The organism is Phenylobacterium sp., from assembly GCF_030681155.1.
GTDB lineage: Bacteria > Pseudomonadota > Alphaproteobacteria > Caulobacterales > Caulobacteraceae > Phenylobacterium.
In genome coordinates, this window is sequence record NZ_JAUXXE010000071.1 from 171403 (window position 1) to 185625 (window position 14223).

Annotated in this window: 16 protein-coding genes and 1 pseudogene; 10 read left to right on the forward strand and 7 right to left on the reverse strand. The window is 68.5% G+C overall.

All coding sequences use genetic code 11. The annotated features are described in order from the left end of the window. Window positions 1-111: 111 nt before the first annotated feature. Window positions 112-441 (forward strand): annotated as a pseudogene (locus tag Q8M13_RS19410) (MFS transporter); the annotation flags it as partial. On the opposite strand, the gene Q8M13_RS19415 reads toward Q8M13_RS19410, so the two are convergent. The 4 genes from Q8M13_RS19415 to Q8M13_RS19430 all read right to left on the reverse strand — a co-directional run bounded on the left by Q8M13_RS19415 (window position 442) and on the right by Q8M13_RS19430 (window position 3428). After that, a complete protein-coding gene (locus Q8M13_RS19415; RefSeq protein WP_305301850.1) occupies window positions 442-1449 on the reverse strand; it encodes a phosphotransferase in 1008 nt (335 codons plus the stop codon). 64 nt (window positions 1450-1513) lie between these two features. Continuing rightward, window positions 1514-2209 carry a molybdate ABC transporter permease subunit gene (modB, locus tag Q8M13_RS19420; protein ID WP_305301851.1) on the reverse strand — a complete coding sequence of 232 codons (696 nt, stop codon included), beginning with the start codon at window positions 2207-2209 and terminating at the stop codon, window positions 1514-1516. Then, the gene (locus tag Q8M13_RS19425; RefSeq protein WP_305301852.1) at window positions 2206-3102 is read right to left on the reverse strand and encodes an NAD(P)-dependent oxidoreductase; all 897 of its coding nucleotides are present in this window, start codon (window positions 3100-3102) and stop codon (window positions 2206-2208) included. Before Q8M13_RS19425 ends, modB begins: the two co-directional genes overlap by 4 nt. Window positions 3103-3107: 5 nt before the next feature. After that, window positions 3108-3428, reverse strand: coding sequence for an MliC family protein (locus tag Q8M13_RS19430; protein ID WP_305301853.1), 321 nt, complete (start codon window positions 3426-3428; stop codon window positions 3108-3110). Between the two features lie 129 nt (window positions 3429-3557). Here Q8M13_RS19430 and Q8M13_RS19435 point away from each other — a divergent pair, with 129 nt between their 5' ends. Together Q8M13_RS19435 and Q8M13_RS19440 are read left to right on the forward strand one after the other, a co-directional pair. Continuing rightward, on the forward strand, window positions 3558-4046 hold the full coding sequence (locus tag Q8M13_RS19435) for a (2Fe-2S)-binding protein (RefSeq protein ID WP_305301854.1): 489 nt from the start codon (window positions 3558-3560) through the stop codon (window positions 4044-4046). A gap of 5 nt (window positions 4047-4051) precedes the next feature. After that, the gene (locus Q8M13_RS19440; RefSeq protein ID WP_305301856.1) at window positions 4052-6235 is read left to right on the forward strand and encodes a xanthine dehydrogenase family protein molybdopterin-binding subunit; all 2184 of its coding nucleotides are present in this window, start codon (window positions 4052-4054) and stop codon (window positions 6233-6235) included. A 137-nt stretch (window positions 6236-6372) separates the two neighbouring features. On the opposite strand, the gene Q8M13_RS19445 is transcribed toward Q8M13_RS19440, so the two are convergent. Then, entirely contained in the window at window positions 6373-6981 is a 609-nt protein-coding gene (locus tag Q8M13_RS19445; protein ID WP_305301857.1) for a nucleotidyltransferase family protein, read from the reverse strand. A gap of 29 nt (window positions 6982-7010) precedes the next feature. On the opposite strand from Q8M13_RS19445, the gene moaA reads away from it, so the two are divergent. From moaA to glp, 6 genes are read left to right on the forward strand one after another with little or no spacing between them, the layout of a single operon-like run. After that, window positions 7011-8051, forward strand: coding sequence for a GTP 3',8-cyclase MoaA (moaA, locus tag Q8M13_RS19450; protein ID WP_305301858.1), 1041 nt, complete (start codon window positions 7011-7013; stop codon window positions 8049-8051). Between the two features lie 4 nt (window positions 8052-8055). Beyond that, complete coding sequence (locus tag Q8M13_RS19455; RefSeq protein ID WP_305301859.1) at window positions 8056-8295, forward strand: MoaD/ThiS family protein; 240 nt, start codon at window positions 8056-8058, stop codon at window positions 8293-8295. After that, on the forward strand, window positions 8292-8744 hold the full coding sequence (locus Q8M13_RS19460; RefSeq protein WP_305301860.1) for a molybdenum cofactor biosynthesis protein MoaE: 453 nt from the start codon (window positions 8292-8294) through the stop codon (window positions 8742-8744). The genes Q8M13_RS19455 and Q8M13_RS19460 overlap by 4 nt, the downstream gene beginning before the upstream one ends. Next, window positions 8741-9289, forward strand: a complete 549-nt coding sequence (gene moaB, locus Q8M13_RS19465) for a molybdenum cofactor biosynthesis protein B (RefSeq protein WP_305301862.1) — start codon at window positions 8741-8743, stop codon at window positions 9287-9289. The genes Q8M13_RS19460 and moaB overlap by 4 nt, the downstream gene beginning before the upstream one ends. Continuing rightward, the gene (gene moaC, locus Q8M13_RS19470; protein WP_305301863.1) at window positions 9286-9756 is read left to right on the forward strand and encodes a cyclic pyranopterin monophosphate synthase MoaC; all 471 of its coding nucleotides are present in this window, start codon (window positions 9286-9288) and stop codon (window positions 9754-9756) included. The genes moaB and moaC overlap by 4 nt, the downstream gene beginning before the upstream one ends. Next, a complete protein-coding gene (glp, locus tag Q8M13_RS19475) occupies window positions 9753-10952 on the forward strand; it encodes a gephyrin-like molybdotransferase Glp (protein WP_305301864.1) in 1200 nt (399 codons plus the stop codon). Before moaC ends, glp begins: the two co-directional genes overlap by 4 nt. A 58-nt stretch (window positions 10953-11010) precedes the next feature. Here the strand turns inward: glp and Q8M13_RS19480 are convergent, their stop codons facing one another. Continuing rightward, entirely contained in the window at window positions 11011-11991 is a 981-nt protein-coding gene (locus Q8M13_RS19480; RefSeq protein WP_305301865.1) for an XdhC family protein, read from the reverse strand. A 100-nt stretch (window positions 11992-12091) separates the two neighbouring features. On the opposite strand from Q8M13_RS19480, the gene Q8M13_RS19485 reads away from it, so the two are divergent. Then, entirely contained in the window at window positions 12092-12967 is an 876-nt protein-coding gene (locus Q8M13_RS19485; protein ID WP_370870113.1) for a bifunctional regulator KidO, read from the forward strand. Between the two features lie 114 nt (window positions 12968-13081). Here Q8M13_RS19485 and ald read toward each other — a convergent pair whose 3' ends face one another. Further along, window positions 13082-14200, reverse strand: a complete 1119-nt coding sequence (gene ald / locus Q8M13_RS19490) for an alanine dehydrogenase (protein ID WP_305301866.1) — start codon at window positions 14198-14200, stop codon at window positions 13082-13084. Window positions 14201-14223 lie beyond the last annotated feature (23 nt).

Genomic DNA, 14223 nt, shown 5'->3' on the forward strand with positions numbered 1-14223 from the left:
GCTAGCCTCCATTGGTTTCGGGGGAAGCATCATGGCGGAGATCGCCGCAGATACGTCTGACCTGGCCGGGAAGAAGCCGCCTTCGTTACGCACGGTCGTGGCGGCCTCCGCGGCCGGGCCGATCCAGAGCGCATGAATCTGCCCGGCGTCTTTGGGATCCTGCTGGTCTTCGTGGTGGCCTCGACCTGCCTGTTCGGGCCGCTGGCCGCAGCCCTGGTCGAGCTGTTCCCCACCCGGATCCGCTATAGCGCCATGTCGCTGCCCTATCATATCGGCACCGGCTGGATCGGCGGCTTCGTTCCCTTCACCGCCTTCGCCATCGTGGCCGCCACTGGCAATATCTATTCGGGCCTTTGGTACCCGTTCGCCTTCACCCTGCTGTCGGTCGTCACCTGCCTGCTGTTCCTGCCGGAAACCAACGGCCGACCGCTGGACCAGTAGCTATTCGACCAAGGCCAGGGCCTGCGCAAACCGTGGGGCCCGCATGCCTTGTAGCGCCGCGTCGAAACGGCTGAGGCCGTACTCAATGCGGCCGCCTAGGCTCTCCAGCGCGAACTCCCCGGCTCCCAAGGCCTGGTGAATTTGGGCGAGGCTTCGTGCCTGCCTGCCGTCCAGACGCTCGGAGGGCCGCTCCTCGCCGACGCCGTTCAGGAAGATCATCGCGTAGAACAGGTGGTTGACCTGGCGCATCAGATAGAGCCGCGCGCATTGAGCCGCATCCGGCGCCGCGCCCAGATAGGTGCGCAGCAGCACGTCCTCCTCTTCAGCGTCAGACGCAAAGACATTGGCCAGGGTGGCCAGGTCCACATAGCGGTCGGCCAGGAACGAAGATTCCCAATCGACCAGCCATAGCCGCGCGCCGTCATAGAGGATGTTGCGCGGGTTCAGGTCGTTGTGGCTGGAGACCATATCCTGCGGCGCGGTGCGATAGGCGGCCCGCAGTTGGGCCTGCAGGCCAAACAGTTCGGCGCTCTCCTTCGGCGCCAACAGGCCAAAGCCCTGGAACCGCGCGACCAGAGCGTCGATCCCATCCAGATAGTCGACCAACGGGGGAAAGGCCGGCGCGGCGTGCAGCGCCCGCAAGGTCTGGCCCATCTCGACCAGCAGATCCGTTCGGGTTCCCGCGTACTCAAGCGACAGCGAGCGTTCCTGAATGAACTCCATGATCGCCACGCCGTCCTCGGCGTCGGCATAGCGCACGCGCGGCGCCAGCAGGGCCTCGGCGGCGATCTCCATGCAGGCATACCACCGCGCCGGATCGCGAAAAACGTCGCGCGTTCCCTCGATGCGCAACAGATAGGCGATGCCGCCCACACGAATCCGAAAGATCAACGCGCCGGACAACCCGCCGCTCAGCGGGACCACGGCGTCGAGTTCCGTCGTGCCGAAGGCGGCGAAGAGCGCTCGATCGACGGCGGCGCGGTTGGATGGTGGAATGGCGTGTGACATCGGCGGCTCCTGAAGAGCGCCTTTTACCCGGATATTATTCCTCGTCAATATTACCCGGGTTATATTAACGCAGTCCGCGCGCGGCCCTACCTGCCCAGCGTCCCACTGCGTCGGAGACCAGCACGGCCGCGACCGCGATCACGGCAGCCACCAAGCAGAGAGCCAGAGCGCGGGCTTCGCCGCCCGGCGTCTGGGTCGCTGCATAGATCGCGGCTGGCAAGGTCAGGGTCTCGCCCGGGATGGCCGCCACGAAGGTAATCGTCGCGCCGAACTCGCCCAGCGCCTTGGCGAAACCGAGGATCGCGCCGGCGGCGACGCCGGGCGCAGCGAGCGGCAGGGTGATGCGGAAGAAACGGGTGAAGCCGCTGGCCCCCAGGGTCCGCGCCACCTCGTCGACCTCACGGTCGATGGCCTCGATGGCGATCCGCATCGGCCGCACCATCAATGGAAAGGCCATGACCCCGGCCGCCAGGGCCGCGCCGGTCCAGTCGAAGGCGAAGACGACGCCGACCTTTTCCAGCCAGGCGCCCACCACCCCACGACGGCCGAACATCAGCAGCAGGAAATAGCCCGTCGCCACCGGCGGCAGCACCAGCGGCAGGGTGACCAGGGTGTCGAGCACCACCCGTACGGCGAACCGGCTGCGGGTCTGGGCGAAGGCGGTGGCCAGGGCCACCGGCATGCCGAACAAGGTCGCGACCAAAGCCACCTGCAGTGAAAGCAGGACGGCGGCGAAGTCTTCCGGCGCGAGCTCGCTCACGAAGCCGGCGCCGCCAACAGAATCTCGACCGCAAGGCCCGCCTCGACCAAAGCCTGGACATCGGCCGGAGTGGCTGGCCGCGTGAGCAGGCGGACGACCCGGCGACCGTTTCGCGCAAGATCGGCCAGCGCGGCCACCCCCGCCGCGCCGGGCGCCAGGCGCTCGGCGTCGCGACGGGCCATCGAGAGGATGACGGGATCGGCGCCGGTGTCAGGCGCCAATATGTCAGCGGCGGCCAAGGCGCGGCTGGCGCGCAGGCTCAGCAGGTCAGCCGGGCCGGAGGCGTCGATGAACTGCACCTTGCCAAGCGCTTTCGTTCCGTTGGCTAAGGCCGCGCGCAACAGGCTGGCGGCGGCCGTCATGTCGCCGCTCATCGCCGCCGAGGCGGCCGGCCCCGACAGCGCCTCGCGTAGAAAGGCGCGACGTTCGTGAAGCTCCGGCAGCGCCTGGCGAATCTCGTCCTGAAGCTGGCGGAACAGGGCGGCCACTCGGCCCGCGCCCTCCGGCACCCGCTGTTCGATGTCGTTGCGCAACATGGTCGCCAGCATCGGCGACGCGCCGCCAGTGCCAATGGCGGCCACCACCTCGCCACGGTCGATCACCGCCGGTGTGGTGAAGTCGCACAGCGGCAGACGGTCGACGACATTGACCGGCACGTGGGCGTCCCGCGCGGCGCGGGCGGCCGCCTGGGCGAAGAGAGCGTCGCTGCTGGCGACAAAGGCCAGCGTCGCGCCCCGATAGGACCCGGCGACGAAGGCCTGAGGTCCCTCAAGCCGCACAACCTTGGCCGGCGAGCCTTCGAACAGGCGCGCCTTGGCGTCGGCCGCCTCGCCTGATCCGGCGATGACCACCGTTGCGCCGGCCAGGGGAAAGAAGGCAGGGAAAGCGTCCAAAGGATCTAGCCGACCTGGCAGTCGCGATAAGGCGAGCCGGCCGCGCCATCGAGCACGGCGCCGGTTCCCTTGGCGTGGAGTTCGACGCCGTCCTTGGCGTATTTCACACCCGATCCCGAGGGAACGTGGCGCAGGCTGTAGGTGCGCCCGCCGGCGCTGATGCTCGCGCGGTCGCCCTTCAGATCATAAGCGGCCGTGAAGGTCTTGCCGCCCGCGCAGGCGTAGGTATGGGCCGCGTCCGTGGCGTCGGCGGCGAGCGGAAGCGGCGTTGAGGCGCAGGCCGCAAGAGCCAGCACCGACATCGTCGCTAAAATCCCCCGGATCATCTCGTTCTCCAGACGCCTGGCGCCGCTTCTAGCCTATCCCCGATTGGCGCACCACGCAGAGCCGCTTTACCGCGCGAGTTGAGCACTGTTAAGATCACGGCGTTTTCTCGTATCGGGAGGGATAGACCCATGGCCATGACCCTGGACGTCAACGGCAAACCCCTGAGCGTGAAGGCGGCTCCAGATACGCCCCTGCTGTGGGTATTGCGGGACGAACTGAAGCTCACCGGCACGAAGTACGGCTGCGGCGTGGCCCAATGCGGCGCCTGCACGGTGCTGATCGACGGCCAACCGACGCGGTCGTGCGTCACACCCATCGAGGGACTGGCCGCAGCGAAGATCAGCACCATCGAAAGCCTGGGCGGCGCCCATCCGGTGCAGGCCGCGTGGGTCAAGCACGACGTGCCGCAATGCGGCTACTGCCAGTCGGGCCAGATCATGTCGGCCGTAGCCCTCCTCAACCAGACGCCGAAGCCCAGCGACGCCGACATCGACGGCGCCATGGACGGCAACATCTGCCGCTGCGGGACCTATCAACGGGTCCGGGCCGCCATCAAGGATGCGGCCGGCCTGGCGCCGCCTGTACCTGTCCTGCCCGTCGCTCCGGCCAAGGTCTGACGCCCATGAACGCTCCCGTGAAACCTTCCGACGTCGCCGGCGCCACCCGCCGCGAGGTCGTGGTCGCCGCCACCCTGGCCAGCGGAGCCCTGCTGGTCGGCTGCTCGCCCGGCGACCTGCTGAGCGTCGGCGCGAAATCGGAATTCGGCGCCTTTGGCCCGTTCATCCGCATCGATCCGAACGGTGTCGTGACCGTCGTCTCCAAGCACATTGAATTTGGCCAGGGCAACCATGCGGGCCTGGCGGCCATCGTCGCCGAGGAACTTGACGCCGACTGGTCCAAGGTCCGCGTCGAACAGGCTCCCGCCATCGCCAAGGTCTACGCCAACACCGGCATGGGCGTTCAAGGCACTGGCGGGTCTTCGGCGATTTCCAACAGCTGGGACCAGCTCCGCAAGGCCGGCGCCTCAGCCAAGGCGATGTTCGTCGAGGCCGCCGCCAACAAGTGGAACGCCCCAGCCGGCGAGATCACCGTCAAGGACAGCGTGGTCAGCCACGCGGGTTCGAGCAAATCGGCGACCTTCGCCGAACTGCTGCCAGACGCCGCCAAGGTGACGCCGCCGACCACCCCGACGCTGAAGGATCCCAAGACCTTCACCCTGATCGGCACCGACCGGGTCCGGCGCAAGGACAGCCAGGCCAAGTCCGACGGCACGGCGCGTTTCACCCAGGACGTCCAATTGCCGAACATGCTGGTGGCGATGGTCGCCCATCCCCCGCGTTTCGGCGCCAAGGTCGCGTCGTTCGACGCCGCGGAGGCCAAGAAAGTGCCCGGCGTTGTCGAGGTCTACGAGATCCCCAGCGGCGTCGCCGTGGTTGCTGAGACCACCTGGGCCGCCAAGCAGGGCCGCGACGCTCTCAGCGTGAAGTGGAACGAGGACGCCGCCGAGAAGCGCTCCTCCGACGCAATCCTGGCCTCCTACAAGGACCTCGCCTCCGGCAAGACGCCCGCCACCGACAAGCTGAAATGGCAGGCCTTCGAGTCCAAGGGCGACATCTCCAAAGCCACGGGCGAGGCCTTCGAGGCGACCTATGACTTCCCCTATCTGGCCCACGCCACCATGGAGCCGATGAACTGCGTGGCGCAGGTCAGCATGGGCAAGGCGAAGTTGACCTTCGGCTCCCAGATCCCAACCCTGGACCAGCTCAACACCGCCAAGGTGGTGGCCATGCTGCCCGGGGCCGTGGAGATCGAGACCCTGTTCGCCGGCGGCTCGTTCGGCCGGCGCGCGACCTTCCAGTCCGACTACGTCGTCGAGTGCGTCGAGATCGCCAAGAAGGTCGGCAAGGACCGCCCCGTGAAGCTGGTCTGGACCCGCGAGGACGACATGGCCGCCGGCTATTTCCGGCCCCTCGTCCATCACACCGTCAAGGTGACGCTGGACAAGGACGGCTATCCCGCCTCCTGGCGCCACCGCATCGTCACCCAGTCGATCATGAAGGGATCGCCCATGGGCGTGCCCGAGCTTGACGAGACCGCCGTCGAGGGCGCCAAGGGCTCGCCTTATCTGAAGGCCACGCCCATCGTCGACGGCCAGCTGATCCAGCCAGAGGTCCGCGTGCCGGTGCTCTGGTGGCGTTCGGTCGGCGCGACCCACACGGCGTTCGCGATGGAGCACACCATCGACCAGCTGGCCAAGAAAGCCGGCAAGGATCCAGTAGAGTACCGCCGCGCGCTCTACACCAAGGCCGGGGCGAACCGGCACTTGGCCGTGCTGAACCTGGCGGCGGAGAAAGCGGGCTGGCCCAACACCTCGGCCGACGGCTGGACCCGCGGTGTCGCGGTTCACGAGAGCTTCGGCTCGGTGGTGGCCCAGATCGCCGAGGTGAAACTGGAGGGTGGCGTTCCGAAGCTGGGCAAGGTCGTCACCGCCATCGACTGCGGCACCGCCATCTCGCCCGACCAGATCGCCGCCCAGATGGAGGGCGGCACCTGCTATGGCCTGTCGGGCGCGCTGTTCGGTCAGGTCACCCTGAAGGACGGAACGGTCGAGCAGACCAACTTCGACACCTATCGGGTGCTGCGCAACACCGAGGCGCCGACCGTGGAAACCCACATCGTCCCCTCCGGCAATGCGCCGAGCGGGGTTGGCGAACCCGGCACGCCGGTCATCGCACCCGCGGTCGCCAACGCCATCTTCGCCATGACGGGCAAGCCGACATCCAGCCTACCCTTCGTGAAGGCCTAGCCATGGAAGGTAGATCCTTCCCCGATGGGGGAGGTGGCGCGCGCAGCGCGACGGAGGGGGAATGGAGGAGGAGTCAAAGTCCCCCTCACCCGGCCAAGTGGCCGGGAGCTCCCCCAATGGGGGAGCATCGCAAGGGCCTAGCCGGCGAGATCACCGCGCTCGTCGACGTCGAACAGCACGCCGTCATCGGGCGCGGCGACGCGGGCGAGCCGCTCGCCCAGGTCCTTGAGGATGTTCCGCGCCCCGGCGTCGCCGGTCAGGGCCAGCAAACCGGGCAGCAGCTCCGCGCCGATCAGCGCCGGATGTCCACGTTGGCTCTCGAACATCGGCGCGGCGGCCGGGGCTCCAGCCCGCACCGCATCGGCCAGCGGCGCAAGCACGGCATGGGGCAAGCGCGGCATGTCCCCGAGCAGCACGAAAACGCCTGCGCAGTCGGCCGCAAGTTCGGCCGCGCCGCGCCGCAGCGATACGCCCATGCCCTGCGCGTGGTCCTCGGCGTGAACGACATGCAGCCGGGCAAACTCTCCAGTTCGCTGGGCGAAGGCGCGCGCCGCCGTGGCGACTGCCTCGCCATCAGCACCGGTCACCACGATCACCCGGCCGACCGGCGCGGCGAAGGCGGCGGCCAAGGCGCCGTCAAGCAGCACCCCACCCATCCAAGGCGCCAGCAACTTGCCGCCGCCGAAGCGGCTCCCGGCCCCGGCCGCCAAAACGATGGCTTCGAACTCGCCCGCCCCTGTCGCCAACCGCTGTTCCTCTCTATGTTATCGTCAACATGACGCCCTATGACGCCCCTTCGCCGCAAGAGGCTCCGCCGCGCGGCGCGCCTTTGATCGACGGCTTTGGCCGGACGGTGAGCTATCTGCGGGTCTCGGTCACCGACCGATGCGACCTGCGCTGCGTCTATTGCATGGCCGAGCACATGACCTTTCTGCCGAAGGCGGAGGTGCTCACGCTGGAAGAACTCGACCGCCTGGCCTCCACCTTCGTGGCGCTGGGCACGCGCAAGCTGCGGATCACCGGCGGCGAACCGCTGGTGCGCAAAGGCGTCATGGGCCTGATCGAAAGCCTCTCGCGGCATCTGCGCTCCGGCGCGCTCGACGAGCTGACCCTGACCACCAACGGCACCCGGCTATCGGAATTCGCCGGCGACCTCGCCCGCTTCGGCGTGCGGCGGATCAATGTGTCGATGGACACGCTGAAGCCGGACCTGTTCCGCAAGCTGACCCGAGGCGGCGATCTCTCGAAGGTGATCGCCGGGATCGACGCGGCCCTGGCCGCCGGGATCGCGGTGAAGATCAACGCCGTGGCGCTGAAGGACGACAACGCCGCCGAACTGCCGGACCTGATCGCCTGGGCGCACGCGCGCGGCTGCGACGCCACCCTGATCGAGGCCATGCCGCTGGGCGAGATCGAGATCGACCGCACCGACCAGTTCCTGTCGCTGAAGGACGTCCGCCGCGATCTCGAGAGCTTCTGGACACTGACCGACATCGATCATGCGACCGGCGGACCCGCCCGCTATGTCCGCGTCGCCGAGACCGGCGGCCGCCTGGGGTTCATCACCCCGCTCAGCCATAATTTCTGCGAGACCTGCAACCGCGTGCGTCTAACCTGCACCGGCACCCTTCATACCTGCCTGGGCCGCGAGGACGCGAGCGACCTGCGCGCGGTGATCCGTGGCGGCGCCGACGACGCCGGCCTGGTCGACGCCATCCGACTGGCGGTCGACGCCAAGCCGCAAGGACACGACTTCCACATCGTGCGCCACGCCGCCCCCGCCGTCGCCCGGCACATGTCGACCACCGGAGGCTGAAGCCGTGGCCCGGGTGCTCCTGTTTGGTCGCCTGAGCGACGTGGCCGGCTGGCGCGAACGCGACATCGACAGCGCTTCGCTCGGCGCCCTGCGCGACCTGCTGGCCGGCGAAGACGAGGGGCTGGCCCAGGCGCTGGCCGCCCCCGGCGTCCAGGTCGCCCTGGATCAAGCCATCGTGCGCGGCGACGCGACACTTTCGGCGCGCTCCGAGGTCGCCTTCCTGCCGCCGATGAGCGGCGGATGATCATCCTCACCGGCCAGGCCTTCGACCCCGGCGCCCTGCTGAGCGAATTTTGCCAGGACCGCACCGAGACCGGCGCGATCGCCACATTCACGGGACTGGCCCGAGCCGAACAGGGCGATACGACGACCCTGGAGCTTGAGGCCTATCCCGGCTTCACCGAGGCGGCGATCGGCAAGATCGCCGATGAGGCGCTAAGGCGGTTCGACCTGCACGATTTCCATGTCGTCCACCGCGTCGGGAAGATCACGCCGGGCGAGGCCATCGTCTTCGTCGCCACGGCCGCCTCCCATCGCCGCGCGGCCTTCGAGGCCTGCGATTTCCTGATGGACTACTTGAAGAGCCGAGCTCCCTTCTGGAAGAAGGAAACCGGCCCCGCCGGCGCACGCTGGATCGAGCCGCGCGCCCAGGACCACGCCGATATCGCCCGTTGGGAGACCCCGAAGCCATGAACGCCCTCAGCCCTGGTGGCCGCGTCGATGAAAGCCAAACCATCAAGCCGGTCCGCATCGCCGTCCTCACCGTCTCCGACACACGCGACGAGGAGAGCGACACCTCCGGCCACGTCCTGGCCGAGCGCATCACCGGCGCGGGCCACGAACTGGCCGACAAGACCATCGTCCGCGACGACGTCGCCCAGATCCGCGAGCAGATCAAAGCCTGGGTCGCCTCGGGCTCGGTGGACGCCATCATCACCACCGGCGGCACCGGCATCACCGGCCGCGACGTCACGCCCGAGGCGGTTGAGCCCTTGTTCGACAAGAAGATCGACGGCTTTTCGGTGATCTTCCATCTGGTCAGCTACCAGTCGGTCGGACTTTCCACCCTGCAGAGCCGCGCCACCGCCGGCATCGTCGGCGGGGTGTTCGTCTTCTGCCTGCCGGGTTCGAACGGAGCGGTGAAAGATGGTTGGGACAAGGTGATCTCGGCCCAGCTCGACAGCCGCCATGGCCCCTGCAACATGGTCGAGCTGATGCCCAGACTGCTCGAGCAGTGAGCAAGCTGACCCACATCGACGAGACCGGCCGCGCCAACATGGTCGATGTCTCGGATAAGGCGGTCACCGCCCGCGAAGCGCTCGCAGAGGGCTTTGTCCGGATGGACGCCGCCACCCTGGCGCTCGCCCTCTCCGGTGACGCCAAGAAGGGTGACGTCCGCGCCACCGCCGAGATCGCCGGCATCATGGCCGCCAAGAAGACCTCCGACCTGATCCCGCTGTGCCACCCATTGGCCCTGTCGAAGGTCGAGGTGCGGGTCGAACCCGCCGACGGCGGCCTCTCGGTCACGGCGCGGGTCCGCACCACTGGACAGACCGGGGTCGAGATGGAGGCCCTGACCGCCGTTTCGGTCGCCTGCCTTACCGTCTACGACATGCTGAAAGCTGCCGATAAGGCGATGACCATCGAGAATGTGCGGTTGCTGACCAAGACCGGCGGCAAGTCGGGCGATTGGGCGCGACCATGACCGATCTCAAGCTCTTGTCCGTCGAGGACGCCCGGGCCCGGATGTTGGCCGAGGTGTCCGCCTTGCCCGCCGAAACGGTGCTGTTGGGCGACGCCATTGGCCGGGTCCTCGCTGAAGACGTCGCCGCAATCCGCGACCAGCCGCCTTTCACGGCCTCGGCGATGGACGGTTGGGCGCTGCGCAGCGCCGATGCGCCAGGCGCCCTGGTGATCGTCGGCGAGAGCGCGGCGGGCCACGGCTATGAGGGCGTGCTCGGCGCAGGCCAGGCGGTGCGCATCTTCACGGGCGCGGCCCTGCCGGCCGGAGCCGACACCATCGTCATCCAGGAAGACGCCGACCGCCAGGGTGACCACGTCACGGTCCCGGCCTCGGAGGCAGGCGCCTATATCCGGCCGGCCGGCGGTGATTTCCGCGCCGGACAACCTTTGCTCGCGCAGGGAACACGCATCGACCCCTGGCGCTTGTCCTTGGCGGCCTCCGCCGGGCGCTCCGAGATATCCGTCCACGCTCGACCGCGGGTGGCCATCGTGTCCACCGGCGAGGAGATCGTCGAGGCGCCGGCCGCGCCGGGCCCTTACCAAATCTACGATTCCAGCGCGCCGGCGCTGGCGGCCATGGTCGAGGGCTGGGGCGGTTTGGCCGCCAAGCTCAAACCGGTCCGCGATGAACTGGACGCGGTGATCGAAGCTCTCCGGACTGCCGAGGCCGATCTGATCGTCACGGTCGGCGGCGCCTCGGTCGGCGACCACGATCTGGTGCGCGCGGCCGCCGAGGCCCTGGGCCTCTCGCTCAAGGTCGGCAGCGTGAGCGTCCGCCCCGGGAAGCCGACCTTCTTTGGGGTGCTGGGCGATGGCCGCAGGTTGCTGGGCCTGCCCGGCAATCCGGCCTCGGCCTTCGTCTGCGCCGAGCTGTTCCTGAAGCCCCTGCTCACCAAGTTCCAAGGCGCAGCCAGCACGTTCAGCCTCGCCAGCGCGCGCCTGATCAAGCCGCTGCCCGCCAACGGCCCGCGCGAACACTGGATGCGCGCCAAGTTGACCTATGAAGGCGGCGCGATCCTGGCCGAACCCTATCGCGATCAGGACAGCTCCCTGGTCAGCGTCTTCGCCGCCGCCGACGCCCTGGTTCGGCGGCCCGGCGGAGCTCCGGCCCAGGCCCCTGGCGACCTGGTCGATATCCTGCCGCTGGCGCGCGCCTGACCACCGCCAAACTCGTCATCCTCCGGTCGTCTGCAAGACGATCCGGGGGATGACGAGTTTAAGCCGTCTCCCGCTTCGGCGTCACGACCCGGGGTTCGGACGTCCGCGCGTGGCGCAACGCCACGATCTCGCCGATCACCGACAGCGCCACCTCCCACGGAGCCTTGCCGCCGATATCGAGGCCGATTGGGGCGTGGAGCTGTTGCAGTCGGGCCTCCGGGAAACCCTCCGCGCGCAACGGCGCGAGCCGTTCGGCCAGCCGCTTGCGAGCGCCAAGCAGGCCGACATAACCTGCCGCCGAGGGCAGGGCCGCGACCAGAGCCTCGCGGTCGAGATCCAGATTGTGCGTGGCGATGGCGATCGCAGTCCATGCATCAGTTCCGATGGCGGCCAAGGCGGCCGACGGCTCATCGCGGCGATAGGCGACGCCCAGCAGGGGCGGCGGCGTCTCCGGGCCCTTGGGCCGAACCAGCGTGGTCTCAAACCCCGACTGCGCCCCGAGCGAGGCGATCGCCAGGGCGGTCGGGTCGGCGCCGAACACCACCAACCGCGGGACCGGATCATAGGCCTGGACGATCGCCCCATCCCAGGCCTCGACGTTCACGCCGCACAGACGTTTCACACCGTCGCTGACCCAGACCACCGGACGGCGCTCCTGTTCGGCCGCCAGCAACTCGGCCAGCGCCGCATCGTCCTGGCCCACCCGCTCAATGAAAATCTCGATGCGCGCCCCGCACAGCAGCTGGATGTCTGGCCAAGGGCTGCCCTCGCCGTAGACCAGCCGCCGCGGAGCTCCATCTTCGAGGCAAGCGAAGGCGTGATCGGCCACGTCGCTCTCCACGCAGCCGCCGGAAAAATAACCGGCCAGGATGCCATCGCCGAAAACCATCTGGGTTCCGGGCGGCCGCGGCCCACCCCCCTCGACCGAGGTCAGGGTCGCCAGGGCGACGGGCGTTTTTCGTTGCTGGGCTTGGCGTAGCGCCGATCGAACGTCGTCGGCCATGCCGAAAATGGGCCACTCGGGGAGAGGTTCTCGCATCTGGCGGTTTTAACCCCCTGGAAAGGTCCTAGACACCGGTTCTTTAGGCCTTTGGGTGAAGATGCCCCCTCTTGGCGTTTCCATCCAGCTCACCGGCTTCATGATTTCACCGCTTTCCAAGCTTGGCCTCGGCTCCGCCCAGTTCGGCCTCGACTCGACCACCTTGGTCCGTGGTCGGTCGCCTGTGGCAGAAGCTCGGGAGATCCTCGACATCGCGGCGCGCTCGTGCCTGCCGGTGCTCGACGTCGACGGCCACTCGGGCGTCGCCGAAGCTACGCTGGGCGAAATCATGCCGCGCCCGAATCCGTTCCGGGTCTCCATTTCGACGGTCCGTCCCGATCGCGGTCCTGACCACGTCGAGGCCGAGGCGCGCGCGACCCTGCGCCGCCTGGGCGTCGAGCAGGCTGACGCCATCCTGGTGCCGGCCGCCGCCGACCTGTTTGGCCCGCACGGCCTGGCCCTGTGGGACCGCTTGAAGGCGCTCAAGGACCAAGGCCTGACCCGCAAGATCGGGGTTTCGGTCTTCGCCTCCGACGATCCGCTGGGCGTAGCCCGCCGGTTCCGCCCCGACATCGTCCAGGCTCCGGCCTCTCTGCTCGACCAGCGCCTGCTGATCAACGGCACCCTGGCCGCCCTGGCGGGCCTGGGCATCGAGGTCCATCTGCGCTCGATCTTCCTCAACGGCCTGCTGTTCCTGCCGCCCGATCGCGCGCCGCATCACCTCAAGGCCGCCGCCAGCCGCATTTCGCGGGCGCGCCGGCTGATCGCCGAGGGTCGGTCCGATCCGTTGCAAGCCGCTCTGGGCTTTGCTCTTTCCCGTGTCGAGGCCGCGACCGTCCTGGTCGGCGTCACCTCGCCCGCGGAGCTCTCGGCCGTGATCGCTGCGGCCTCCAGCCCCCCGCCCGATCTTGACTGGGATGAAATGGCCATCGACGATCCGGTGGCGCTAGACCCCCGCGCCTGGGCCGCCGCCTAGGTTAGGGCCCGTTGGGCGTGCTGTGCATGACCCACGACAGCTTCGCCCGCTAGACGAGGCGACACCCGAAAACTCGTCATCCTCCGGTCGGCCGAAGGCTGACGAAGGTTAGTGCTACCGCTTGGCCCACACGCCGTAGGGATCGACGAACGGCTTGCCGAGCGCCTCGGCCACGGCAGGGTGCGTGACCTCGCCCTTCAGGACGTTCAGCCCCTTGGCCAAGTGCGGATTATCGGCCAACGCCCCAAGCCCCTTGTCGGCCAGGGAAAGTCCAAACGGCAGGGTCGCGTGGACCAGGGCCTCCGACGAGGTGCGGGGCGCAGCTCCGGGCATGTTGGCGACGCAGTAGTGGACCACTCCATCGACGACATAGGTCGGGTCGGCGTGAGTGGTGGGGTGCGAGGTCTCGAAACAGCCGCCCTGGTCGATGGAGACGTCGACCAGCACCGAGCCCGGCTTCATTTGCTTTAGGTGCTCGCGGCGAACCAACTTGGGGGCCGAGGCGCCGGGCGTCAGCACTGCGCCGATCACCACGTCGGCCTTCAAGACCTCTTCCTCGACCGCGTCCAGCGTCGAATATCGGGTGAGGATGCGGCCCAGGAACATGTCGTCGAGTTGACGCATGCGCGGGATGGAGCGTTCGACCACCACCACCTCGGCGCCCAGGCCCGCAGCCATCCGCGCAGCGTTCATGCCGACCACGCCACCGCCCAGGACACAGACCCGCGCCGGCGGCACCCCAGGCACGCCGGAGATGAGCAGCCCCATCCCGCCATTGTGCTTCAGCAAGGTCTCGCCCGCCGAGAACACCGCGATCCGCCCGGCGACCTCCGACATCGGCGCCAGCAGCGGCAGGCCGCCCGCGGCGTCTGTCACCGTCTCATAGGCGATCGCCGCGCAGCCGGACGCCAGCAGGCCGTTGGCCTGGTCCGGATCGGGCGCCAGGTGCAGATAGGTGAAGAGGATGTGCCGGTCGTTGAGGCGCGCCCATTCGGCGGCCTGCGGCTCCTTGACCTTCACGATCAGCTCAGCGCCGCTGAACACCGCATCGGCGTCCGGGACAATGAGGGCCCCGGCCCGGGCATAGGCCTCGTCGGCATAGCCGGCGCCGCCGCCGGCCCCGGCCTGGATCAGGACCTCATGGCCATGGGTGACGTACTCGCGCACCGCCGTCGGCGTCAGCCCGACCCTATGCTCGTTCGGCTTGATCTCGCTGGGTACGCCAACTTTCATACGGGCCGCCTCCGAGGAAGATT

Excerpts from the sequence above, each read along its gene's own strand:
- Q8M13_RS19415 (WP_305301850.1), bottom strand. The coding sequence starts at position 1,449 with ATGTCACACGCCATTCCACCATCCAACCGCGCCGCCGTCGATCGAGCG.
- Q8M13_RS19430 (WP_305301853.1), bottom strand. The coding sequence starts at position 3,428 with ATGATCCGGGGGATTTTAGCGACGATGTCGGTGCTGGCTCTTGCGGCC.
- Q8M13_RS19435 (WP_305301854.1), top strand. The coding sequence starts at position 3,558 with ATGGCCATGACCCTGGACGTCAACGGCAAACCCCTGAGCGTGAAGGCG.
- Q8M13_RS19440 (WP_305301856.1), top strand. The coding sequence starts at position 4,052 with ATGAACGCTCCCGTGAAACCTTCCGACGTCGCCGGCGCCACCCGCCGC.
- moaA (WP_305301858.1), top strand. The coding sequence starts at position 7,011 with ATGACGCCCTATGACGCCCCTTCGCCGCAAGAGGCTCCGCCGCGCGGC.
- Q8M13_RS19460 (WP_305301860.1), top strand. The coding sequence starts at position 8,292 with ATGATCATCCTCACCGGCCAGGCCTTCGACCCCGGCGCCCTGCTGAGC.
- moaB (WP_305301862.1), top strand. The coding sequence starts at position 8,741 with ATGAACGCCCTCAGCCCTGGTGGCCGCGTCGATGAAAGCCAAACCATC.
- glp (WP_305301864.1), top strand. The coding sequence starts at position 9,753 with ATGACCGATCTCAAGCTCTTGTCCGTCGAGGACGCCCGGGCCCGGATG.
- Q8M13_RS19480 (WP_305301865.1), bottom strand. The coding sequence starts at position 11,991 with ATGCGAGAACCTCTCCCCGAGTGGCCCATTTTCGGCATGGCCGACGAC.
- Q8M13_RS19485 (WP_370870113.1), top strand. The coding sequence starts at position 12,092 with ATGATTTCACCGCTTTCCAAGCTTGGCCTCGGCTCCGCCCAGTTCGGC.
- ald (WP_305301866.1), bottom strand. The coding sequence starts at position 14,200 with ATGAAAGTTGGCGTACCCAGCGAGATCAAGCCGAACGAGCATAGGGTC.